This window comes from Psychrobacter sp. H27 (genome assembly GCF_059072655.1).
In genome coordinates, this window is the sequence record NZ_JCACRX010000001.1 from 2155481 (window position 1) to 2179914 (window position 24434).

The following is a 24434-nucleotide window of genomic DNA, read 5'->3' on the forward strand; positions in this document are numbered from 1 at the left end:
CATACTAAGCGAGCGATTTATGTTTGTTTTATTGAGCACTTGCCAAAATCTGGCTATTGATTTTATAAATCGTATGGGTAGTTGATTTGTTACCGCCGTGACCAGATACAGAGATATAGCTATCATAGATAGGTGAGTGTTAATTAACGCCAGCAATAATGATATAATAAGCGGTTTTTAGGGTCTTCCTTTCAGCGCTGTCATCAAAAACTGTCTTTTGAAAATAATAAGATAGCGTAAGTAGGCAACTGAGCGTCATGTTTATGGTCTATCAATAATGAGATTAGTGGTCATTGGGGTCAATCACAAAACCGCACCAGTCGCTCTACGAGAGCGCTTGGCACTTGTGGGTGACGATGTGAATGTCGCGCTCGACCAGATAGAGAGTTTCACTGATGGTAGTGTGATTGTCTCAACGTGCAACCGTACTGAGATCTATGCCCTCGTGCCGCACAACTCAGCATCGCAACCTTCAGTGCCGCAAAGCACAGTCTCACAGCCATCTAGCTTGCAAACGACCGTTACTACCGAGCAAAACAACTTTAGTGGTAGCAGCAATGTTTCGGCTACCGCCATTAGCGCTCACATTATCAAAATCAAGACGTGGCTTGCTGAATTCAAACAGCTCCCACTCTCAGACATCGACCCTTATCTTTATGTACATCGGGATACTCATGCATTGACCCATTGGTTAAGAGTAGCTGCAGGGCTCGACTCTATGATACTGGGCGAGCCACAAATCCTTGGTCAAATAAAGCGCTCTGTGCACTTAGCGCAAGAGCAAAAAGTACTCAGTAATCAGCTTGGCTGGATTGTAGATCAAGTATTTGCCGCGGCCAAACGAGTGCGTAATGAGACGCAAGTCGGCGCGCAAGCGGTATCGCTTAGCTTTGCTGCAGCGAAACTGGTCACGCAAATATTTGATGATCTGCCCAGTCGTACACTATTGGTCGTTGCTGCAGGCGAGATGAACCGCTTGGTCGCGACCCATATCGCAGGGCTTGGGGTAGGACGAGTCATTATCTGTAATCGCAATCCTGAGCGTGCCGAAGCATTGGCCGCGGAACTGCGTAGTCCCAATCGCCGTGTCGATGTCAAACCATTGCAGGAGTTGCCACAAGTACTGGCAGAAGCAGATATTGTCAGTAGCTGTAGCGGCAGTATGGACTTGTTGATTGATAAGACAATGACGATGCAAGCACTCAAGCGTCGTCGTTATCAGCCAATGCTGATGATAGACTTGGCAGTACCGCGCGATATCGACTCCAATATCAGCCGCATTGATGATGTGTATCTATACTCTGTCGATGATTTACAGCATGTGATTGCTGGCAATATCGAGCAGCGTCGGCAAGCAGCGGTTGACGCTGAGTTACTGGTGAGTCAATTGGTTGTTGAGATAGACCGCCGCTTTCAAGTTCGTCAAGTCGGCAAAGACATTCAACAGTACCGCGCCTGTACCCAAGGTCAAGTGGATAAACTGCTACACGAGTCTATCGCTAAGCTGCAACAGGACGATGTCAGTCCAGAAGATATCCTCACCGAACTGTCACGACGCTTGACCCAAACATTGACGCATGCACCATCAAAACTCATGCGCAAAGCGGCGCGCGAAGGCGATAGTGATCTGCTCGACTTTGTGGTTTCAGGGCTACAGGATGCTCATCGCGGGCATTGATAGTTACACACGACTTATCAACAAATCATCGACAGTGCAAGTCATAACACTGCCCCAGCATGTCGTTGTCAACCTCTAGTATCAGTGCTAATATCAATCTCTTATGAATGGTTTGGTTCAAAATAATGTGCCGATGTCTACTCGTGATATGACTACAGATATATTGATGCAACGTTAGTAGACCTCATCAGTGTTCCTTGTTTTTTTATGCGTTCAAAAGCGAGGAACCTCTAAACAGCTCAAGACATTATTATTCAAGACAATATCGCTATATTAAAGTGCTATCTGGTCAATACTCCGTTCTATCCTTTGTTTTTGTTCTAGCTCAGTACTTAATTACTACTTATTAGCTAGTTATTAATTCTGCTACTTGATCAGTATCTATATTATTTCATACCCAGATATTACGGAAAAAAGAGCCAAAAAATAGTCAACCATCTAATCACACACTAGGAGTGTTCAATGCCTGCATTACGTCAAGATATCGATCCAAATGGTTTGTTAGAGTATTCAGTGGTATATACCGATCGCGCGCTGAACCACATGTCAAAAGCTTTTCAACAAGTAATGAACGATCTATCTAGTGACCTAAAATCTGTTTATAACGCTGATGCCGTGGTGATTGTACCTGGCTCTGGTACCTATGGCATGGAAGCCGTCGCTCGCCAACTGGCAAACGACGAAGATTGCCTGATCATCCGTAATGGTTGGTTCAGTTATCGTTGGACGCAAATTTTAGAGAAAGGCAAAATTGCCAAATCTTCTACTGTACTTACGGCCAATCGTGCGGATGATAGCGAGTCACCTAAACCATTTGCACCAGTCGATATCGACACCGCCGTAGCCAAGATCAAAGAAGAAAAACCAGCCGTTGTATTTGCACCGCACGTTGAGACATCGTCTGGTATGATTTTGTCAGATGACTATATAAAAGCACTGGGCGACGCTGTGCATAGCGTTGGTGGTTTATTGGTCATTGACTGTATCGCATCAGGCTGCGTATGGTTAGATATGAAAGCATTAGGTATCGATGTGCTGATTAGCGCGCCGCAAAAAGGCTGGAGCAGTACGCCTAGCGCTGGTCTGGTCATGCTAAGCGACGCTGCTGTCAAAAAAGTAGACAGCACTGAGTCTGACAGTTTCAGTGTCGATCTTAAGCAATGGTTAAACATCATGCGTGCTTATGAAAACGGTGGTCATGCCTATCACGCGACGATGCCGACAGACAGCTTACGCCAGTTCCGTGATGCTGTGAATGAAGCCAAAGCAATCGGTTTTGATACGCTATGTGATGCACAGTGGACACTTGGCAAACGTATCCGTGAAGTATTAGAAGCCAAAGGTGTTGAGAGTGTAGCGGCTGAAGGTTTCAAAGCGCCTGGCGTTGTCGTCTCTTATACCGATCGTGATGACATGCATAAAGGTAGCGCTTTCGCTGAAATCGGAGTGCAAATCGCCGCGGGCGTACCACTAAAAGTAGGTGAGCCTGATAATTTCAAAACTTTCCGTCTAGGTCTGTTTGGTTTGGATAAACTAACCGATATCGATGGAACTGTGGCACGTTTTGAAGCGGCACTGGATAAAGTGTTGAGCAAGTAAAACTATTTAGGGAACGTTTATAAACTGATGCTGTCGTGTTTATAGACGTTTTTTAGATGCTGCTATCGTCATCGAAATACTGAGCCGTAAATATTCTTATACGTGCTCAGTATTTTTTTACTCTTTTATTATATTTTATAATATAATGTATTTTTATAATATAACGTATTTTTATAAATAATGGTCAGAAATATCTAACACATCTATATAGGCAGCTCATTATGAGTATACAAATAGACTGGCAAGCATTTACACCGATCTCTTTGGTAGGTGGTTTGATGCTCGGCGTGGCAACGGTTATCTTGCTACTTGGCATCGGGCGTATTGCGGGTATCAGTGGCATTTTTTCAAACTTGCTAAGACCTAAGCGTGTAGAGATGTGGCAGGTGCTATTTATAGTAGGTTTGGTCATATCACCAGTGCTATACGGCCTAGCAAGACCATTACCTGATGTAGACATTAGCAGCTCGTTGCCACTGTTGATTATTGCAGGGTTATTGGTTGGTTTTGGTACTCGTCTTGGTTCAGGATGTACGAGTGGTCATGGCATTTGCGGTAATGCACGTCTGTCTCCGCGCTCGCTGGCCGCGACCGTGACCTTTATGCTGTTTGGGATTGTGACTGTCTATATCGGTCGGCATGTCCTAGGGCTACTATAGATGCTGGATGGTAGATTACCAGACAGTAGCGATCAGTCGTGTTAGAGCGTAAATGATAGAAGATGATTAATAGAAAACAATAATAGCGAGAGACAATAATGCTAAAGAATATAATCGGATTGCTAGCCGGATTGCTATTTGGATTTGGTCTGCTGGTATCAGGTATGACTGATCCTGTGAAGGTACAAGGATTCTTGGACGTGTTTGGCGCCTGGGATATCTCCCTTGCACTGGTGATGGGTGGCGGTTTGGTTGTAGCGTTCTTTGGTGTGCTGCTGGCCAAGCGTCAACAAAGCAGCTGGATTGGCACGCCGATCGATATGCCAAGCAAAACGGTGATTAATAAAAAACTGCTTATCGGTGCGATGTTGTTCGGTATTGGTTGGGGTTTAGTTGGTATTTGTCCAGGGCCTGGTATTGTGTTGCTTGGTACAGGACAATGGCAAGCGTATGTGTTCATCCCAGCGATGATCATAGGAATGCTGATTTATCAGTGGCTTGAGCCCAAACTTGGCTGATATAGTTAGTTCTCTATAAATTGGATATGGTGTCAGCCTCGCTTAATCTACTATTTGTAGTACTTTTGCTTGGCTTCCTTGTCTCCAAACTATATTGAACCAGCTATAGTATAAATAGTCTAGCACTCAAAAAAAGGTCAGCTATGTGTAGGTGACCTTTTTTATGAAGTTTAATCAATGATACGATCTAATATATTATCAGTTTATTTAGCACTGGCAGTGACTTTTGGCGTCTCATGCGCCAATGATTTGGCCGCTTGGCGTAGCTCAAACTTTTGTACTTTACCCGTACTGGTCTTAGGTATTTCGGCAAACACAATATATTTTGGCACTTTAAAACCTGCCAAGTGCTGACTACAGTGCGCCATCACAGTATCGCGTTGTAGCGTGCTACCAGTATGAATCTCGATAAAGGCGACGGGTACTTCTCCCCATTTATCATGGGGCGCGGCGACGACCGCACAGCTCTCGATTGCTGGGAGTTTGTACAAGACGTTTTCTACCTCGATACTAGAGATGTTCTCACCGCCTGAGATGATGATATCTTTGAGTCTATCCATGATTTTAATATAGCCATCAGGATATTTGACACCCAAATCACCTGTGCGGAACCAGCCATCGGCGAATGCTGCTTCGGTGGTTTTGCAGCTTTTGAGATAGCCTTTCATCACCATATTGCCACGTAATGCCAGCTCGCCCATCTCTTCGCCATCAGCGGCAACGGGCTCAGTGGTACCTTGTCTAAATACCTCAAACCCTGCCATAAGATGGGAAGTCATACCTTGACGAGATTTCTTTTGGGCGCGTGTGGCGACATCAAGCTCATCCCATTCTTCTTGCTCAGCGCAAACTGTCACTGGTCCATATACTTCAGTAAGTCCATAAACGTGTGAGATATGAAAGCCCATTGCTTCCATCGCTGCTAGCATGGTCTCGGATGGCGGTGCACCAGCGACCCAACCTTTGACTGTATGCGTGATGGCATCCTTATACTCTGGTTTACCGCCAGCAATCATATTGTGGACGACGGGCGCGGAGCAATAATGGGTGACCTGATGCTTGGCAATCAGCTGTAATATCAAATCTGCATCAATGTGACGCAAACAAACATTGACTCCAGCACGCTCAGCGATACTCCAAGGAAAACACCAACCATTGCAATGAAAAAGCGGCAATGTCCATAAGTAAATTGGGTGTTTTGGCATGTCCCAATCTAATATATTGGAGATGGCATTGAGCGTAGCCCCGCGGTGGTGATAGACCACACCTTTTGGTTTGCCTGTCGTGCCAGAGGTGTAGTTTAGAGCGATAGCATCCCACTCGTCTGCTGGCATCTCCCAATTGTCCAGACTGTCTGAACTGGCAACCAGCGCCTCATAACTCATGTGTCCAAACGGCTCAACATCGATAGCCGCATCCGCTGCGTGAATGACGATCAAGTTGGGGAAAGTCTCAGTGATGATCTCGGCGTGCTCAGCAAACTCGCTATCTAAAATTAAAACCTTTGCTTCTGAATGCTGTAAACAAAAGGTAAGGGCATTGATATCGAGGCGCGTGTTCAGTGTGCAGAGTACGCCACCTGACATCGGCACACCAAACGCGCATTCGACCATCGCGGGTGTGTTTGGCAACATGACGGCGACCGTATCATTTTTATCTATACCCAGTTTACGTAATCCATCTGCCAGTTGACGACAGCGGGTATAGGTCTGTTGCCACGTCTGAATCAGGTTGTTGTGCTCTAGATCATCATAGATTATGGCGGTTTTATCAGGATAAACTTGCGCGCTACGGATGATAAAGTCAATAGGGGTGAGCGGTTGATGGTTGGCGGCGTTTTTGCCAAGGCCAGTATGAAAGTCTGTCATGGTGATAGTCCTTTATCGTATTGCTATAATGCGGTAACTCAGCATATTACCTTTCTATAATGCAGTAACCTAGCACAGTAATTTAACACAAAAAGGTTTTATATTAGTCGATTTTTATCGATTATCCTATTATGCTACGCGAGATACTGTAACTATGAGAGACACTGTAACTATGAGAGATACTGGCAAAAGCATCTGCCCCACTGTAGGCAAGCTGCCTGGCAATTTGGGTTGGTTTTTATAACAGCTAGTGCAATTACTCGTTGCATACTTGGTGTCCTATTATTATTTAGCCATCCTCTAACTGTCGCCCAATTGCCATCTAGCCGTTATCTTGCTGTCGTCATGTATATAGTGCTCACTCATCAGTCGTTTGTCTGCATAGCTGACAATAATAGCGGTGTGTTACGATACTGATAACGCTACATCTTATCGCATGTCTGTTCTGCAAAAATAGTCCAAAAAAACCATTCATAAGGAAAATGATATGACCGCCAGCCGTTCTGCTAATACGATCGATACTGCCAGCACCAATGAATACTATCCACATTTATTTGAGCCATTGGATTTAGGGTTTACTACCCTAAAAAACCGTATGGTCATGGGCTCTATGCATACGGGGCTTGAAGACCGTTTTTATAACTACGGTAAGCTCGCAGCTTATTTTGAAGAGCGTGCCAAAGGCGGCGTGGCCATGATGATCACAGGCGGTATCTCGCCCAACCGCGAAGGTTGGCTACTGCCTGCTGGCGGCACCATGAATAACAAAGCAGATGTCATCAATCACCAGCGCGTCACTCGTGCTGTCCATAAGCACGACAGCAAAATCATTATGCAGATATTGCACAGTGGTCGTTACGGTTATCATCCTTTTGCGGTGTCATCTAGCCCAATCAAATCCCCAATTTCACCGTTCAAACCACGCAAGATGAGCATCAAAAACATCGAGCAGACGGTAAAAGACTATGCACGCAGTGCCAAACTTGCCAAACAAGCAGGCTATGACGGCGTCGAAATCATGGGTTCTGAAGGCTACTTGCTCAATCAGTTTTTATCCAGTCATGTCAACAAACGTAAAGACATCTATGGCGGTGATATTCAAGGTCGTATGAAATTCGCGGTCGACGTGGTCACAGCCGTTCGCGAGGCCGTGGGTGAAGATTTTATTATCTTGTTCCGTCTGTCGGTGATTGACTTGGTCAAAGACGGTAATGTCATGGATGAAGTCATCACCGTAGCAAAAGCGCTAGAAGAGGCGGGCGTGACGATCATGAACACGGGTATCGGCTGGCATGAAGCGCGTGTCCCGACTATTGTGACGAGTGTTCCACGTGCCGCTTTCGTTGACTTCACTGCTGAGATCAAAAAACACATCAATATTCCAATGATGGCGGCCAACCGCATCAACATGCCAGATACGGCAGAAGAAATTATCGCTGACGGTCAGGCAGATATGATTCAAATGGCACGTCCATTCTTGGCGGATGCGCATTGGGTCAACAAAGCCAAAAACGGTCAGACAGATCGAATTAACACCTGTATCGCCTGTAACCAAGCGTGCCTCGATCATACGTTTGAAAACAAACGCTCGACTTGTCTGGTCAATCCGCAAGCGTGCTATGAGACAGAGCTGGTCTACAAAAAAGCGAAAAAAGCGAAAAAAGTCGCCGTCATCGGTGGCGGTGTCGCTGGTATGTCAGCTGCTCACGTCGCTGCCTTACGTGGTCACGATGTGACGTTGTTTGAAGCAAAAGACGTATTAGGCGGGCAGTTCAACTATGCCAAAGTCATCCCTGGTAAAGAAGAGTTCTTTGAGACCGTTCGCTACTATATTAATGAGCTTGAGCACTTGGGCGTCGAGGTCAAACTCAACACCTTTGTAGATAAAGACATGCTAGAAAAAGCCAAGTTCCACCATGTCATCGTGGCCACGGGCGTTGTACCCAGAAGCCTAGCAGGTAAGCTGGAAGGAGCGGATCTGCCACAAGTCATCAGCTACGCAGAATTGCTCTCTGGTGAAAAAGCCGTGGGTGACACGGTAGCGGTCATCGGTGCTGGCGGTATTGGTTTCGATGTCAGTGAGTATCTGACCGCCAACCATGGTCAGTCGCTGGATGAGATCGGTCCTGAGGGTCTCAAAGACCCAAGCTATCGTCCTGAGCCGCAGTCCATCAGCGAGTGGCGCGAAGAGTGGGGCGTGACCAATGATACTGACTATCAAAGTGATGGCGGTCTGGTCAGACCTAAAGCGATTAAGCCCATTCGCCAAGTCTATCTGATGCAGCGTAGCAAAGGTCGTCTGGGTAGTGGTCTGAACAAAACCTCAGGCTGGGTGCATCGCGCTCATATCAAATCGCATGGCGTCATTCAAGTGGCTGGCGTGCAGTATGATAAGATCACTAACGAGGGTATCTGGGTTACTGACCCACAAGGTCAAAGCCAGCTACTCCGTGTCGATAGCGTCGTCGTCTGCGCAGGTCAAGAGTCGGTCGTTGAGCTGATGCCAAACGTTGGCGATGCGCCAGACGCGCAATACCATCTCATCGGTGGTGCTAAGCTCGCAGCTGAGCTAGATGCAAAACGTGCAATCCGTGATGGTGCTGAGGTTGCAGCAGAAATCTAAAAGTTAGATAGTTTGAGTTAAATGTAAAAGCAGCAAGATAGATTATCTTGCTGCTTTTTTTGCTTTGGAAAAAGTGGTAGTTAGTACCTTATTTATCTGGCTTTATTTTGGTCCGATATCGTAATTATTTTAATGGCAAAGACTTCAACTATAGAGAGGCGTTAGTGAGAGGCTATTGTATTAAAGCATCGTCTTCAGCCAGTATTTGCGTTAATGGTTGTTTAAGGTTCTGGTATACCTGAGGTAGCGCTTTGAACGGCTCAAGGGTAAAGCTAAAAGGCTTGTCTGCATTAAATACCCAATAATTTCCTATTAATTTACCATCTGTCGTTTGCAGATCATCTCGTGGTACATGGTTGATAGAAAAATGATTTTTATCAGCCTCATACCAGATACCCATCGCACGCAAATCTTTCTCATCGTTATAACTTAGTGTTAGCTGTGGCTGAATTTGGTTATTTACCGTTGCTAGCGTTATTGTCTTACTAGGAAAAGGCGCTAATGCTTTTGCCCAACCAGTACCCTGTTGTGAGTTAGCTAATATGTGAGACCATTGTTTTCTGACGTGGGTTGCATCTGCATTCGAGTGGACAATAGCAAATAGATCTTGTTGAGTGATTTCTACTATTTGGCGTCGAGGGTATACCGTCACAATCGTTTTATCGGCTGCAATAGTATTGTCTTCCATCCCCAAAAAAGAAGTCAGCACAAAGAAAATAATAGCTATTTGTTCCATAAGTCATTCTACCTTTTTTAACGGATTCAACTTTAAATAGCCACCTCTAAAATGCCAAAGCTGAAATGTAAATATCAGCACAAGATATCAGCAGACTAAAAGTTTAAGCATTCATCTCCGCAACCAGCCATTTCTCAAAATCACCCACCTGAGCCGCCAACTCAGGTTGCGAGTTTGCCAGTTCAGCAAGCGTATCTTTAATCTCGCTCTTATTATATTTCACACCAGTCAATGTCTCCTTGAGCAAGTCAATAAGCTCAACATTTAACGCATCAGAAAAGATAACAACTTCTGCAATCACCGCTTGCCTCACATCCATATGTACATCCATGATACCCCAATCAAAGCGCGTCTCGATATGATGGCTAAACTCAGGCGTCTTGCCAAAGCGCCAATCCCAATCTGCCATTTGCTGGTAGTAAGCGTTTAGCGTTGGCTGTTTGGCAAGGCTGGCTTCATCCAACTGCTCAACTGGCGCAGTATCTTCGTAATACTCACAAAACGCCTCGATAATCGCATTAGACAAGATTTCATGATTGATAGCGTCATTGAGCTCTACCAAGTTTGCTACGCGCGCACGTACCGATTTGATGCCTTTTGCTTTGAGCTTTAAGGGATGCGGATTGAGATAGTCGCCAAGCTTTTGCATATTGGCATTGACCAGTAGTGTCCCATGATGAAAGCTGCGATCGGCGGCATGTTTAAAGGCGCTGCCTGATATTTTTCTATCGCCCACTTGCATGTCATTACGACCAGATAGCGTGGCGTCTATGCCCAGCTTTTTTAGCGCATTGATGATAATGGTAAAGTTAGCCGTTTGGTCATACGCGTGCTTGGGGGACAAAAAAGTAAAATTGGTGTTGCCCAAGTCATGGAAAACTGCACCGCCACCACTCTGACGCCGCGCCAAAAACACATCATCTGCCGCCATCTTATCCATCTTGCACTCGACCCATGGGTTTTGCGAGCGACCAATGACTACGGTTTCAGAGTTGCGCCACAAAAATAGCGTGTGCGAGTCGGCATTGAGTGTGTTAAATATCCAATCCTCGGTGGCAAGATTGAACCAAGGATTGGTCACCGCAGACTTTAAGATGCGCAGTTTCATGATGGATCCTTTTTTTAATCGCTTTTATAGGGTGAGGGTTATAAATAGATACTGATATTCTTACTGATAAGAAATTTAGGTTCAATGGGAGAGTGGTAGGAAAGGTAGTTCAGATTTTAGTATCGTAGAGTGTTCAGGTGGAATATATGAGTAATGCTGTGACATAAAAAATATTAAGTCTCGCTGTTAGTAGTGAAAAAGCCGAGCAATAGGCTCAGCTTTATGATGTATTAAGTCTCATTAATATCTCACCCTATTTAGCACAAATCTCCCACTGCGATTTGGTACTGAGATAACACTGCATCACCGTTTTGCCAGACTGCGCATAGGCATCACTGACGATACGCTGATTGGTTGGCAGACGATATCTGATGATCGCGGGCTCGTCATTGACGGTCGTCGTCCATCCAGTCACCTCATTACGGTCATTATAGTTTGCACTGGTAGAGGTTGCCATTTTGCCAAATCCCGGCAGATTATAAGCGACCTGCCTAAAACTATAACTCATCGCTGCACCCTCAGCGCCCTCATACTGACAGTTTAGCTTTTTTTGTAATTTGTCTTGTTTATAAACGTAGCAAGTGGTCTCATCTGAGAACTGACCAACCCCGCAAAACCCTGCCGTTGCAACTGACATCATACCGATGCATAACGCTATCCGTTTCATAATCATTCCTCAATAATTTATAAATCCTACTAATCATATTTGTCATCTATTTTTGTATCGCTAGATACGAGCCAATACCTTTTAGATAGTAAAAAATTAGTAAACAAATATCAACTATTATATTTTTAAGGAAAACTCCTACTGATTAGATAGTATTGGTTATACTTTGATATTATTAAGATTATCTATCGCGCAGTCTTATTGTTAAAAAGCTTCGATATCCAGATAGGTTCTACTCTTATAGGTACTGATGAGAGTAATGTCTCAAGAGTGACTTCGGAGTTTGCCAGTATATGAATAGTGAGGTGCTGAAATAGGCTAAAGTACATAAGTTATAGGTCAGCAGCAACTACTGGTCTATCACTAAATAATGTGTTTTACCCGGCTATTTAAGATAAAAAAAGACGAATATATGGATATGGCTTTAAATGAAATGGGTCAACCAATTAGAATGGCGCTATAAAATTTATAAAAAATGACATATCAAACGACTAAAGTTCTACCATCATAGTGCTTTATTAGCACGATAATTTTCACCACATAGCAGACAGTTATGACCGACACGAGTTGGCAAATGCAGTCTAAGCACTTAATAGGATTACCCAATGACCAACCGTGACCTCATCATCTTCGTGACGCTCTCTTTTATGTGGTCGCTCTCCTTTGTGTTTTATCGGGTTGGCGTGCCTGAGTTTGGCTCATTGGCTTTTGCCAGCCTGCGTGTGATATTTGCCGGACTGGTCATGCTTGTCTTTGTACTACTAAAGAAAAAAAACAGAGTAGGTATCAAAGAGCATTGGAAAATGCTATCGCTCGTCGGCATATTTTCGGCAGCGCTTCCTTTTGTACTGTTTTCTTTCTCTGCTCAGTCAGTGAACGCTGGTGTATTGGCAGTATTGAATGCCTCTGTACCGATGATGAGTGGTTTTATCGCTCGCGTATTCTTTAAAGATAGGCTATCAAAAAAACAAGCACTCGGTCTGGTCATTGGCGTGGTGGGGGTCATTATATTGATGAGCGAAAGCCTGTTTGGCGGCGGGGAGCAGGGCAAAGGCTTGGTCGAAGGACTACTACCGATGGGCTACGCGTTACTGGCCTGTGTCGGCTATGCTGTCGGCGCTAACATCACCAAAAACTATCTGTTCAATGTCTCCCCTGTTGCGATCACGGCAGGCTCACTGATTATTGGTAGCATCATTATGCTGCCTGTTGCCTTTAATGAGTTCCCTTATGGTCAGGCAATCAGTCTAAAAGCATGGGTATCTGTGATATGTATCGGCGTATTTTCGACCGCCATTGCTCTGATATTCATGAACCAGTTAATCAAAAATATTGGTCCAACGCGTGCCACGAGCATCACATTGGTTATTCCTATTTTCGCGATTATTTTGGGATATGTATTGCTTGGTGAAGCGCTAAATATACAAGCTATTATTGGCTCAATCGTAATCTTGATCGGTACCTATCTGTCATTAGAGCTATCTGTTAAGAGTATGCTGCAGTCAAAGAATACCACTCAGACAAATAAAGCTTAAGACTTGGTAAACAGTCTTAGTAGCAATGGCTTACAAAGATTCAAATAAGTGAATATTGGTGTATCTGTTTGTAAATATTGCTTGGAATAATTGCAGCTGCCCCCTATAAAGAACTCGGCTAACGAATAAAGCGCTTGGCAAATCAAATCAATAAAACCGAGCGCTATATACCAACAAATACAAAACCTATGATTTAGGTTTAATACAACGAACAAGGCTTTTTATGGCACACGATAACTTATTTGAAACCGTCGAAATGGGCACTCAGACCCTAAAGAACCGCATCATTATGGCACCGCTTACGCGTTTGCGTTCAGTTGAGCCAAGCGACGTACCGACAGCGCTTGCTGGCGAGTATTATTCTCAGCGTGCAAGCTCTGGTCTGGTCATCACTGAGGCGACGCAAGTCTCATTCCAAGCAAAAGGCTATGCAGGCGCACCAGGCGTCCACACCAAAGACCAGATCACGGCATGGAAAGCCATCGTAGATAATGTCCATGCAAAAGGCGGCAAGATCGTCGTGCAGCTATGGCATACAGGTCTGGTCTCTCATGAGAGCGTACAGCCAGATGGCAAAGCGCCAATCTCTGCCTCTAATGTTGATGTTGGTGTGCGCACCTCGCTACGTGATAGCGATAACCAAGCCATTCGCGTCGATGCAACGCCGCCGCGTCCAGCCACGCTAGACGAAATCAAACAAGTCATTGCTGATTTTGCTCAAGCAACCAAAAACGCTCAAGAAGCTGGCTTTGATGGCGTAGAGGTTCATGGTGCCCATGGTTATTTGCTACATCAGTTCTGGGTTGAGCAAACCAACCAGCGTGATGACGAATATGGCGGTAGCCGCGAAAACCGTGCGCGTCTGACGCTAGATGTCGTCGACGCATGCGTAGATGCTTGGGATGCTGACCATGTGGGTATTCGTATCTCGCCACTAGGTACGTTTAACAATGTAGAAGCGGGCTACGATGAAGACGAAAACGTCTGGATGGTTGAGCAAATCAACAAGCGTGGTCTGATGTATTTACATCTATCAGAGCCTGACTGGGCAGGTGGTACGCCTTATAATGACGGATTCCGTCAGCGCGTCCGTGATGCTTTTGACAATATGATTATTGCTGCGGGCGGCTATACAGCCGAAAAAGCAGAGAGAAACGTAAAAGCAGGTTATATTGACGCGGTTGCTTTCGGCCGTGACTATATTGCAAACCCTGATCTGCCTGAACGTATCCAAAAAGGCGCTGCGCTCAACGAGCAGCATCCAGAGTCTTTCTATGGCGGCGGTGCAGAAGGTTACACCGACTATCCATCTTTAGATCAAGCGTAATAGCCATTGGGTCAATATTTTTGACTCAGTAGCTGGATTGCGTATCAAAAAGCCCTCTGACTACCGTTAGTCAGAGGGCTTTTTTTGTGCGTCAATTTTGTTTATTTACCAAAATTACCAGTTTGATAGTCGCGAAAGGTCTGCCTTAGCTCTTCTTGTGTATTCATGACAAAGGGGCCATAACCTGCAACTGGCTCACCGATTGGTTGTCCACTCAGCAGGAGTAACTTGATAGGGGCGTTCTCATCGGTAGTTGCAAGGCAGGTCAACTCAATGGTATCGGTAGCATCGTCAGATAGTGGCATAGGCTGATTATATACAGAGGTTGGCGCTGCAAACTGAATCAGTCTACCTGCACTGACGGATACGCCGTTAACCAACAGAGTACCTTCTTGTACGAGCAGCAACGTGTTGTGTGTACTTGGTATTTGTAGGGTCGTTGTGCCCATTGTGTGCAGCTCGATATCCCATAGATTAATAGGGGTAAAGGTCGTTGCCGCACCAGTGACACCATGCCAGTCACCTGCGATAATAGCGACTTGTCCTATGGCAGTTTGCTTGTCAGCACCTTTAGCAACAGTATCTTGAGAGCCAGCGCCACTATCGTCCATCAGCTCGATGATAGGCATATCAACACGCTTGATAGACTGATACTTGGGATCGGTCAACTTATTGGCACTTGGTAAGTTTACCCATAGCTGCACCATACTAAACACACCACCGCGCTGCCCAAAGGCTTCAGAATGAAACTCTTCATGCAAGATACCGCGACCAGCAGTCATCCACTGTACCCCACCTTCTAAAATATCGCCGCGCCCTCCTGTCGAGTCAGCATGACTGATCTCACCTGAGTAAGCGATAGTAACGGTTTCAAAACCCTTATGGGGGTGTTGACCGACACCATGAGGCTGTGTCTGGTAGTCAGGATTAGGTGAAAAGGTCGTGGGCTCACCATAGTCAAACAATAAAAACGGATCGGTGTGACTGTAGTTAAAGTCTGGATGGTCATCAAGATGATTGATTAATGTCTTTACAAAAAATCCATCACCGACCCAATGTGGTGCTTTATCACCATGAATCTGCTTAATTGGGCGCATTGATTACCTCGCAATTCCATTAACATAAATAATGGTAAGTAAATATTATATATGAATGATGCAATAAAATGAACTTATGTTGTGTTTAACTTAATAATGCTGATGCTAAGTAGCGCTAAACGACTTCGCCACTGACAAACCCACTGGCCCATGCCCATTGGAAGTTATAGCCACCAAGCCAGCCTGTCACATCGAGCACTTCACCGATGAAGTACAAGCCCTCTTGCAAGTTGCTTTGCATAGTCTTCGAAGAGACTTCATCCGTTTTTACTCCGCCACGTGTGACCTCAGCGGTACGATAGCCCTCGGTACCAGAGGGTTTGAGTTGCCAACCATTAAGAGTAGCGCCAAGATCATCAAGCCGCTCATCTTTGATATTAGCAAGCTCCGTGTCTTTGATGTCATCCCACAGATGAGTTTGCAGTGCTGCCAGTAGTTTTTTGGGTAGGGCGTTGTTTGTGGTCTCTGCCAGCACAGTACGGATCAGCTGGCGTGGATGCGACTGCTTGCGGGCAAGCAAAATATCAGTAACATTCACATCAGGTAATAGGTTGATACTGATGGTCTCTCCAGTCTGCCAATAGTTCGACAGCTGTAGCATCGCCGGGCCAGAGAGTCCGCGATGGGTGAACAGTACAGGCAATTTAAAGGAGATACGCTCATTACTAGCAATGACAGGTAGGCTGATACCTGCCAATGCACGGATCAGCTCGCCAGTCTTGTCCGTAAAGGTAAACGGTACAAGGCTAGCATCGGTGGCTATCAGTGTATGACCGAACTGCTGCGCCAACTCATAACCAAGGCCAGTTGCGCCCATCGTTGGGATAGATAGACCACCAGTTGCCACGACTAGGGACTCACAGCTATAGCGCGTCTGCACAGGCTGACCCTCAGTTGGTGTGTCTTTTTTGCCTAGCTTTTTGCTAGTGGTCAGTGTAAAACGTTTACCTTTATCATGGTCGGTCTTTTGCACGTGGTCAATCTGAGTATTGAGCTTGACTTGGACGCCGACCGCCGTGCATTCGTCCAAGAGCATGGTCAGAATATCTTGGGCAGAGTCATCACAGAACAGCTGACCATGCTCACGCTCATGATAAGGAATCTGATGCGCCTCTACCATACCGATAAACTCCCAACTTGGATAACGACTCAGCGCTGATTTACAAAAATGCGGGTTGGTACCGATGAAGTGCTCAGGCTCAACGAAATAGTTGGTAAAGTTGCAGCGACCACCACCTGACATCAAGATTTTTTTGCCCGCTTTGTTGGCGTGATCTATGACTAACACGCGGCGACCACGGCGACCAGCTGTCAGTGCACAATACAATCCTGAAGCGCCAGCACCAACGATGATGACGTCGTAATGTTTGTCATTAGACTTTTTAGATACTGACGGATTGTCTATTGACTGGTTATGTGACTTGGCTGACCTGGCTTGTTTTTGCATTTGACTCATGATGATGACTTATAAAATAGATTTAGATAAACGATATAAAGTATCCAAATTATATCATGGCAATAATAGAAGTGTTTTAAGTGATTGATGCATATCACTTCAGCCTATTTGCTATAAATCATTGAATGACCTTATTTTTTTATAGACAACAAACAGTAGTTGGTATAATGTAAAAGCACAAATATTGTTCGTTAGTACTGCTATTACGTTTATTATTTGTTGAGAATGTAGGCATTTTTATTGGAAGGGCATGATGTTCTCCAAAAGTAGTTGAGTTAAAACCCAGCCGATTGACCGGCTTATTTAAACATTGTCATGGATGATAATGTTAAGACAAAAGGGACTTTATGGATATCCTACAACTGCTCATTAGCGGGATTGCTAATGGCTGTATATATGGGCTGTTAGCGCTGGGTTTTGTACTGATTTACAAAGCCTCTGAGGCCGTAAACTTTGCTCAGGGCGATATGCTCATGCTCGGCGCTTTTTTAGGCATCGCTTTCATCAATGCTGATGAAGCAAACCTTCCTTTTCTATTGGGTATCACGCTTGCCTCCATTATTATGGGGGTGTTTGGTTATCTGCTTGATCGATTCGTATTGCGCGGAATCTTTGGTCAACCGCAATTCGCCATGGTTATTCTTACCATCTCGCTAGGCTTTTTGATACGCTTTGTCGCGGGTGTCATCTGGGGACATAGCCCAGTCTCATTACAGACACCGTTCTCAGGTCAGATGCTAGCGTTAGGGTCACTGAGTATTGCTTATGTTGATCTGATAATTATCGTATCTACCATCGCACTCACTTCTATTCTGTACTTCTTCTTTGCCCATACGCGGCTCGGTATCGCGATGCAAGCGAGTAGCCAAAACCAAATGGCAGCTTACTATATGGGCATCCCCGTCAAACGAGTCAACGGTATTGTGTGGGCGCTGTCCGGTGTTGTCGCTGCGCTTGCGGGCATATTGTTTGCAGCCAAAGGCGCGATCGAACCCTCCATCGGGCTGTTATTCGGCATCAAAGCATTTGCTGCTGCGGTAATCGGCGGTCTAGGCTCTCTCCCAGGTGCTCTTGTCGGCGGGCTGTTAGTTGGCGTAATAGAACCATTCGCCAGTCGTTATCTGCCGTTAGGTCTCAGTCAGATTGCGCCTTATGTGGTGATGTTGATTGTGCTGATCGTACGTCCAGGTGGTATCTTTTCGCAGGTCAAACAGAAAAAAGTATAGAAGCTTTGATTCATAGACGCTTTGATTCAAGGATGACAAAGCTTTCTCTAAACAATTTCAAGGAAGAGTACTGTCAATGAAAGCCCAGTTTAAACACAGCTACGATCAAGACATCAATGTCTTCGATGATAAACGCCAGCTTATAAAATACGGCGTGCTTCTCTTACTACTCCTAATGGCACCTTGGTTGCTCAGCAACTATTATATTAGTGAGCTTAGTGCCATATTAATTTGGTCCATATCAGGACTCGGTCTCATGCTTTTGACGGGTCATACCGGTCAAGTCAGCCTGGGTCATGCCGCCTTTATGGCGATAGGCGCCTTTAGCCATCTGGCACTGATGAGTCGAGGCTGGAACTTTTTCCCAGCTTTGATCGCCTGTGCAGTTATCACAGGTGTTATTGGCGCAATGATTGCTCGGCCGATCTTGAGAACCAGTGGTATTTACTTAGCCATTGCCACCTTGGCGCTTAGTATTATCATCGAAGATATTGCTATCGTTGCTGAGCCCATCACTGGCGGTATCTCTGGTACCTTCGCTTCTCCTATCAATATTTTTGGCTACACAATCGATCGCTACATCACGCCAAAAGCCTTTTATTACTTATGCTTGGCACTAGTGGTACTGATTACCTTTGGTTATATCAATCTACTTAGAAGTAATACTGGACGCTCGTTTTTGGCTATTAGAGACAGTGAGGTCTCTGCCCGTGCGCTTGGTGTCAATGTGCCACAAGCCAAAACGTTAGCTTTCAGCTTATCTTGTGCGATTACAGCGGTCGGCGGCGCGATGTACGGGCATTTCGTGCAAGCGGTTAACTATGAGAGTTTTACTGTTGTTATCTCTATCACCATATTGCTGCAGATTGTCATCGGTGGTTTAGGGTCTATACACGGTGCATTTTTTGGTGCAGTGGTTGTCGTCTTATTACCGCAAGTTATTGCAATTTTAGGTGACGTCATCGGTCAAAGTACAGGCGCTAGTATCACCAATATTCCTGGTATTGATACCGCATTATTTGCTTTGGTTATCGTCATTATGATCATTTATGAGCCGCGCGGTATATACGGTATGTGGATTAAGATACGCACTTGGTTCAATATGTTTCCGCTGTATCGAAAAGGTCTATTCCGCCGTTCCAAAACCTATCTAAAAACGGAGCGTATGCGATGAGCCTATTACAAGTAGAGTCGTTATCTATCGCGTTTGGTGGTGTGAAAGCCGTTGATAACATTAGTTTTGAGGTGAACGAAGGTGAAGTGTTTACGATCGTAGGACCCAACGGTGCGGGTAAGTCGACTATTTTTAACTTAATCAGTCGCTTGTATGAGCCGCTCAGTGGTCGTATTACTTTTGATGGTACGGACATCACCGATCTGCCAGCTCATGACATTGCCAAACTAGGTATTGCGCGCACGTTTCAGAATATCGAGCTGTTTGATCACTCTAGTGTGCTACAGAATCTACTCATCGGTCGTCACTCTCAGCGTAGCACCTCATGGATACAGGACTTGCTGTTTTCACCAAAGGTGCGCCGCAGTGAGCGCGAGCATCGTATGCACGTTGAGAAGATCATAGACTTCTTGGAGCTAGCGCCTTATCGAGATCAACTGATTGCAGGCTTACCTTATGGTATTAGAAAAGTCGTCGAAATCGCGCGCGCGCTTGCGGCCAACCCCAAGCTTATTTTGCTCGATGAGCCCGCATCAGGTCTTAGTGTAGAGGAGACGTCCGAGATGGCATGGTGGATTGAAGATATGCAAAAAGACTTGGGTTTGACGATATTGATGGTCGAGCATGACATGAGCCTAGTCAACCGCGTATCAGATCGTGTCTTGGCTGTAGCTGAAGGTAAGTTTTTGGCTCAGGGCACGGCAGCTGAAGTTCAAGCCAATCCACAAGTCATCGAGGCCTATCTTGGGCAGGAGAGCGTGTGATGAAACCAATTAAAAAATCACTGTCATCTGCAGCGCCAGCAACTGAGATGAATTTAGTGGATTCTGAAGTAAAGAACAACATGTTAGAGGTACGTAACCTAGAATCTGCCTATGGCCCTGTCATGGCATTAAGGGGCGTAAGCCTTGAGGTGCCAGAAGGCAAAGTGGTCACGATTTTAGGCGCTAATGGTGCGGGTAAAACCACGCTCATGAAAACTATCTCTGGGGTCATTAATCCACGTAAAGGCGCGGTATGGTTCCACGGTGAGCGTATCGATGGCACTGAACCTGATCGGTTAGTAAAGAAAGGTCTATCACATGTCCCAGAAGGCCGAGAAGTTTTCCCGTTTTTGAATGTTGCCGAAAACCTCGCAATGGGCGCTTATACTCGCCGTGATAAGTCTGAGATAGAGCGTGATGTTGAGATGATATACGAGTATTTTCCAATACTCAAAGACCGCCGCACTCAGGCTGCTGGTACGATGTCTGGAGGTCAGCAGCAGATGCTGGCGATCGGTCGCGGACTGATGTCACGCCCTTCATTGATGCTACTTGACGAGCCGTCGCTTGGTCTGTCACCACTTCTGGTACAAGAGATATTTGCCATCATTCGCAGATTGAACAAAGAGCAGGGCGTGACAATCTTACTGGTTGAGCAAAACGCAAGAGTCGCGCTCGCTGCAGCGGATTATGGTTATGTGTTAGAAACGGGACGTATCGTCATGGCAGGCTCAGCAGACAAGCTGATGCACTCTGATGATATTAAAGAGTTCTACCTTGGACAAACCAAAGACAATACAGCGGAAGCCACTCGGTGGAAACGCAAAAAGACTTGGCGATAATACTCATGACTAATTCTACTGATAATTCGACTGATGTGACCCATCCCGCTACTGCTGATATGGCAGTCACTGAGAGCGTCTCTGTGGCACAAGCATCGGCTCATATGGAGTCTTCTACTCGCAATAACAGCCATAGTAACGACCACAATAACAGCCGCAAGATACGTAATGCGCCTTATGACCATGAGCTGCAGGTCCTAGAAGGCTGCGATACCTTAAGTAAGCTCTGGCGACAGATGTGCCTGAGCCGAGGAGAAAAAATCGCCCATCGTGAAAAAGCTTTTGGTATTTGGCAAAGTTATAGCTGGCTTGATTATTATCATCGCGGCTGTGATATCGGCATGGCACTTATTGAGCTGGGTCTGACCAAAGGGGACACGGTTTCTATCTTGAGTGAAGACAATAAAGAATGGCTCTATTGCGATATGGGTATCTGCGCTGTAGGCGGTATACCCAATGGCGTCTATACCACAGACAGTCCAGATCAGCTCGCCTATATACTCAATGACAGTCAGTCTAAATTTTTGATCGTTGAAAACGATGAGCAGCTCCATAAGTTTTTAGAGATACGTGAGCAGACACCGATGCTCAAAAAAGTCATCGTCTTTGAGCGTAAAGGTCTACGTAGCCTAGAAGATGAGCAGGTTATCTTTTTGGATGAGCTGTACGCGCTTGGTCAAAGTGTTGACAATGCGCTAGAGCGTTTTGGCAGTTATATTGATCAAAGCACCGCGAATGACATACGCACACTGATCTACACGTCAGGCACGACTGGCGACCCAAAAGGCGCTATTTTAACGCATGCCAATGTCATGTTTGGTCTAAAGACAACCACCGAAGTCATCGAGGTTTTACCTACTGATGAGCAGTTATGTTTCCTGCCTTTATGCCATGTACTAGAGCGTGTGGTGTCGGTAGATGTCCCCATTCATAGAGGCTGTATCGTCAACTTTGCGGAGAGTACCGAGACCGTATTTGAAAACATGAAAGAAGTATCGCCCAATACCTTTACGGCTGTTCCAAGGCTATGGGAAAAAATGTATGCCTCTATCAGTAATATGCGTAGCGATGCCAGTGCGTTTAATGGCTGGGCATTTGATCAAGCCATAAAAGCGGGTCATGACCATGCTGACACGATTATGGCAGGGAAGACGCCTACGGCTGGTCAACGGCTTCGTTACGAGTTTTGGGACAAGCTGGTATTGCGTAAGATTCGCGATCTTATCGGAATGACCAATGTTCGCCGTGCTACTACTGGTGCTGCCCCAATATCATTGGATATTATTCGTTGGTTTCATGCGATAGGTGTGCCTATCTATGAAGGCTACGGCATGACTGAAAGTACAGGCGTGATATCCATGAATACCCAAGACGCCCAAATGGTCGGTAGCGTCGGTAAACCCTTACCGCATTCTCAAGTTCGCATCGCTGATAATGGCGAGATATTACTAAAAGGCGGCAATGTGTTTGCAGGGTACTGGAACAAGCCCGACAAAACCGCTGATGACCTACGTGACGGCTGGCTACATACAGGTGATGTGGGCGAGATAAGAGATGGTTATATATTTATCACAGGCCGTATCAAAGACATCATCATCACAGCAGGTGGTAAGAACGTTACCCCAGCTGCCATAGAAAGTAAGCTCAAATTTTCACCTTATATCTCAGACGCGGTCGTCATTGGCGATAAGCGTAAGTACCTCACTTGTCTTATCATGATAGATCAGGAAAACGTAGAAAAATATGCCCAAGACAATCAAGTGATGTTCTCCGACTTTCGCTCATTGTGTCACGCGCCTGAAGTGATCGCCTTGATAGATGATGTGGTCCAGTCTGCCAATGCGACCCTAGCACAGGTCGAAACCATAAAAAGGTTCCGACTAATAGACGTGTTACTCAGTCCTGAAGATGATGAGCTGACAGCAACTATGAAATTAAAAAGGAATCTGGTTGAGAAAAAACATCATGCGTTAATCGAGTCTATGTACTGATTACACACGGACAGTTGGTATAGATCAGTGCTATCAAATTTACCGTAACATCAAACTGACAGCGACTCAGTCGCAAGGAGATAGGCAATGAGATGGACATTCAAAACGACGCTACTGGCATTGACAGTTGGGACGATAGGTTTGGTTGGGTGTAATAATCCAGAAACCACGTCAGCAACTGGCACTGATGCTGAAGCGACAGCTTCTACGAGTGATATACCAGTACAAGGCGTCACCGATACCGAAATTGTCTTGGGCGGTGCAAATGATTTATCAGGTCCGTTTGCAGGTTTTGGTAATCCTGCGGTCACTGCGGCCAATATGTATTTTGACGAAGTAAATGCTGCAGGCGGTGTCAATGGTCGAAAGATTCGCTACATTGTCGAAGACCATTCTTATCAAGTGCCAAAAGCAGTACAGGCCGCCAACAAATTAGTGAGCCGCGATAAAGTCTTTGCGATGTTGATGTCGTTAGGTACACCGCATAACTTAGCCAGCTTCCCTATCATGGATCGTGCCAATGTCCCTAGCGTTATGCCGATCACGTTTGCAACCCCTATGCAAGAAGAGGGCGCGCTAAATCGTCGTTATACGATCGGCAGTACTTATTACGATTCAATGAAACTTGGGATGGAGTATCTGATCGCTGAAAACGATGTGAAAAACCTATGTGTCATGTATATTCCATCAGATTATGGAGAGGAGACCAATGCAGCGGCAAAGGACATCAGTGATAATAATCCTAATGTTACTTTGGTTGCTTCTAGCTCACATCGCCCAGATGAGACAGACTTCTCAGGGGCGATTGCCAAACTAAAAGAATCCAATTGTGATTTGATTGCGTTATCTCTCACTATCCGAGGCGCTATCACGGCTGTCGGTACGGCAAACGCCATGGGCTGGAGCGATGTGAAGTTTATCGCACCTGCAACAGGATTCCATCCGGCAGTTGCTGCAGCGCCAGGCGGTGCAAGTGAAGGGCTGTATGCGGTCTCTTACTATAATGACTTGGCATTAAGAGCCAATGAGCCTGAAACCAAAGCGTTCGTTGATAAGTTCAAAAAAGCCACTGGTGAAGACGTATCAGCAGGCGCGATTATTGGTCATGTTGCTGCAAGAATCACCGTTGACGGACTAAAAGCTGCAGGTCCTGACTTGAATGCCGATACATTCAATGCCGGTCTAGAGACGGTTAGTTTTGTTGATGGCGTGACAGGATCTACGGTCGCCATCACACCTGAGAGCCATGTTGCGATTAATGATGTTTACCTATCACAAGTGAACAGTGGCGCATGGAAAACCGTTACTCAGCTCAAATAAGTACGTACGCTACATAGTTGAATATCGATAACAGCAAGCCATACTTATGTATGGCTTGTGTCGTTTACAACTTTAGATTTTACCCTTTGTCTTAATGGTTTCTTATAGTCTTATAAGTCCAAAGGTTTTGCTCAATATCAGCTCAATATCAAAATAGATCATCACTTATAGGCAATCAAAAGCAATTAAAGGAACAAGAGGAGGGAACAAGGTAAGCATTTACAAAGACGAGACTATCGGTCTGAA

19 protein-coding genes are annotated in these 24434 nt (G+C 45.5%); 13 read left to right on the forward strand and 6 right to left on the reverse strand.

Annotated features, from left to right (window positions below; translation table 11 throughout):
* Nucleotides 1–277 precede the first annotated feature (277 nt).
* The 4 genes from hemA (at nucleotide 278) to AC5JPY_RS08830 (ending at nucleotide 4454) form a co-directional block, all read left to right on the forward strand.
* Nucleotides 278–1678, forward strand: coding sequence for a glutamyl-tRNA reductase (hemA, locus tag AC5JPY_RS08815; protein WP_443525203.1), 1401 nt, complete (start codon nucleotides 278–280; stop codon nucleotides 1676–1678).
* A 462-nt stretch (nucleotides 1679–2140) separates the two neighbouring features.
* On the forward strand, nucleotides 2141–3277 hold the full coding sequence (locus tag AC5JPY_RS08820; RefSeq protein WP_443525205.1) for an aminotransferase class V-fold PLP-dependent enzyme: 1137 nt from the start codon (nucleotides 2141–2143) through the stop codon (nucleotides 3275–3277).
* 221 nt (nucleotides 3278–3498) lie between these two features.
* Entirely contained in the window at nucleotides 3499–3936 is a 438-nt protein-coding gene (locus AC5JPY_RS08825; protein WP_443525206.1) for a YeeE/YedE family protein, read from the forward strand.
* Nucleotides 3937–4034: 98 nt separating this feature from the next.
* Complete coding sequence (locus AC5JPY_RS08830; protein ID WP_443525208.1) at nucleotides 4035–4454, forward strand: DUF6691 family protein; 420 nt, start codon at nucleotides 4035–4037, stop codon at nucleotides 4452–4454.
* A 203-nt stretch (nucleotides 4455–4657) separates the two neighbouring features.
* Here the strand turns inward: AC5JPY_RS08830 and AC5JPY_RS08835 are convergent, their stop codons facing one another.
* On the reverse strand, nucleotides 4658–6322 hold the full coding sequence (locus AC5JPY_RS08835) for an AMP-binding protein (protein ID WP_443525210.1): 1665 nt from the start codon (nucleotides 6320–6322) through the stop codon (nucleotides 4658–4660).
* Between the two features lie 487 nt (nucleotides 6323–6809).
* Between AC5JPY_RS08835 and AC5JPY_RS08840 the strand changes: the two genes are divergently transcribed.
* The gene (locus tag AC5JPY_RS08840) at nucleotides 6810–8945 is read left to right on the forward strand and encodes a 2,4-dienoyl-CoA reductase FMN-binding domain-containing protein (protein WP_443525212.1); all 2136 of its coding nucleotides are present in this window, start codon (nucleotides 6810–6812) and stop codon (nucleotides 8943–8945) included.
* A gap of 172 nt (nucleotides 8946–9117) precedes the next feature.
* Here the strand turns inward: AC5JPY_RS08840 and AC5JPY_RS08845 are convergent, their stop codons facing one another.
* The 3 genes from AC5JPY_RS08845 to AC5JPY_RS08855 form a co-directional block, all read right to left on the reverse strand.
* Nucleotides 9118–9681 (reverse strand): hypothetical protein, encoded by a 564-nt coding sequence (locus AC5JPY_RS08845; protein ID WP_443525213.1) that lies wholly within the window; start codon nucleotides 9679–9681, stop codon nucleotides 9118–9120.
* 103 nt (nucleotides 9682–9784) lie between these two features.
* The gene (gene lplA, locus AC5JPY_RS08850; RefSeq protein WP_443525214.1) at nucleotides 9785–10789 is read right to left on the reverse strand and encodes a lipoate--protein ligase; all 1005 of its coding nucleotides are present in this window, start codon (nucleotides 10787–10789) and stop codon (nucleotides 9785–9787) included.
* Nucleotides 10790–11042: 253 nt separating this feature from the next.
* Nucleotides 11043–11456: a hypothetical protein gene (locus AC5JPY_RS08855; RefSeq protein ID WP_443525215.1), complete on the reverse strand. Its 414-nt coding sequence runs from the start codon at nucleotides 11454–11456 to the stop codon at nucleotides 11043–11045.
* 605 nt (nucleotides 11457–12061) lie between these two features.
* On the opposite strand from AC5JPY_RS08855, the gene AC5JPY_RS08860 reads away from it, so the two are divergent.
* Together AC5JPY_RS08860 and AC5JPY_RS08865 are read left to right on the forward strand one after the other, a co-directional pair.
* Nucleotides 12062–12991: a DMT family transporter gene (locus tag AC5JPY_RS08860; RefSeq protein WP_443525216.1), complete on the forward strand. Its 930-nt coding sequence runs from the start codon at nucleotides 12062–12064 to the stop codon at nucleotides 12989–12991.
* 223 nt (nucleotides 12992–13214) lie between these two features.
* Nucleotides 13215–14318 (forward strand): alkene reductase, encoded by a 1104-nt coding sequence (locus AC5JPY_RS08865; protein WP_443525218.1) that lies wholly within the window; start codon nucleotides 13215–13217, stop codon nucleotides 14316–14318.
* 101 nt (nucleotides 14319–14419) lie between these two features.
* Here AC5JPY_RS08865 and AC5JPY_RS08870 read toward each other — a convergent pair whose 3' ends face one another.
* A complete protein-coding gene (locus tag AC5JPY_RS08870; RefSeq protein WP_443525219.1) occupies nucleotides 14420–15415 on the reverse strand; it encodes a pirin family protein in 996 nt (331 codons plus the stop codon).
* A gap of 115 nt (nucleotides 15416–15530) precedes the next feature.
* Nucleotides 15531–16871, reverse strand: a complete 1341-nt coding sequence (locus AC5JPY_RS08875; RefSeq protein ID WP_443525220.1) for a BaiN/RdsA family NAD(P)/FAD-dependent oxidoreductase — start codon at nucleotides 16869–16871, stop codon at nucleotides 15531–15533.
* Between the two features lie 347 nt (nucleotides 16872–17218).
* On the opposite strand from AC5JPY_RS08875, the gene AC5JPY_RS08880 reads away from it, so the two are divergent.
* The 6 genes from AC5JPY_RS08880 to AC5JPY_RS08905 all read left to right on the forward strand — a co-directional run bounded on the left by AC5JPY_RS08880 (nucleotide 17219) and on the right by AC5JPY_RS08905 (nucleotide 24188).
* Nucleotides 17219–18097 (forward strand): branched-chain amino acid ABC transporter permease, encoded by an 879-nt coding sequence (locus AC5JPY_RS08880; protein ID WP_319051226.1) that lies wholly within the window; start codon nucleotides 17219–17221, stop codon nucleotides 18095–18097.
* Nucleotides 18098–18173: 76 nt separating this feature from the next.
* Nucleotides 18174–19271 (forward strand): branched-chain amino acid ABC transporter permease, encoded by a 1098-nt coding sequence (locus AC5JPY_RS08885; protein WP_443525222.1) that lies wholly within the window; start codon nucleotides 18174–18176, stop codon nucleotides 19269–19271.
* Complete coding sequence (locus AC5JPY_RS08890) at nucleotides 19268–20035, forward strand: ABC transporter ATP-binding protein (RefSeq protein ID WP_443525223.1); 768 nt, start codon at nucleotides 19268–19270, stop codon at nucleotides 20033–20035. The genes AC5JPY_RS08885 and AC5JPY_RS08890 overlap by 4 nt, the downstream gene beginning before the upstream one ends.
* Entirely contained in the window at nucleotides 20035–20877 is an 843-nt protein-coding gene (locus tag AC5JPY_RS08895; protein ID WP_443525225.1) for an ABC transporter ATP-binding protein, read from the forward strand. Before AC5JPY_RS08890 ends, AC5JPY_RS08895 begins: the two co-directional genes overlap by 1 nt.
* A 5-nt stretch (nucleotides 20878–20882) precedes the next feature.
* A complete protein-coding gene (locus AC5JPY_RS08900; RefSeq protein WP_443525227.1) occupies nucleotides 20883–22868 on the forward strand; it encodes an AMP-dependent synthetase/ligase in 1986 nt (661 codons plus the stop codon).
* An 87-nt stretch (nucleotides 22869–22955) separates the two neighbouring features.
* Nucleotides 22956–24188 (forward strand): ABC transporter substrate-binding protein, encoded by a 1233-nt coding sequence (locus tag AC5JPY_RS08905; RefSeq protein WP_443525228.1) that lies wholly within the window; start codon nucleotides 22956–22958, stop codon nucleotides 24186–24188.
* Nucleotides 24189–24434 lie beyond the last annotated feature (246 nt).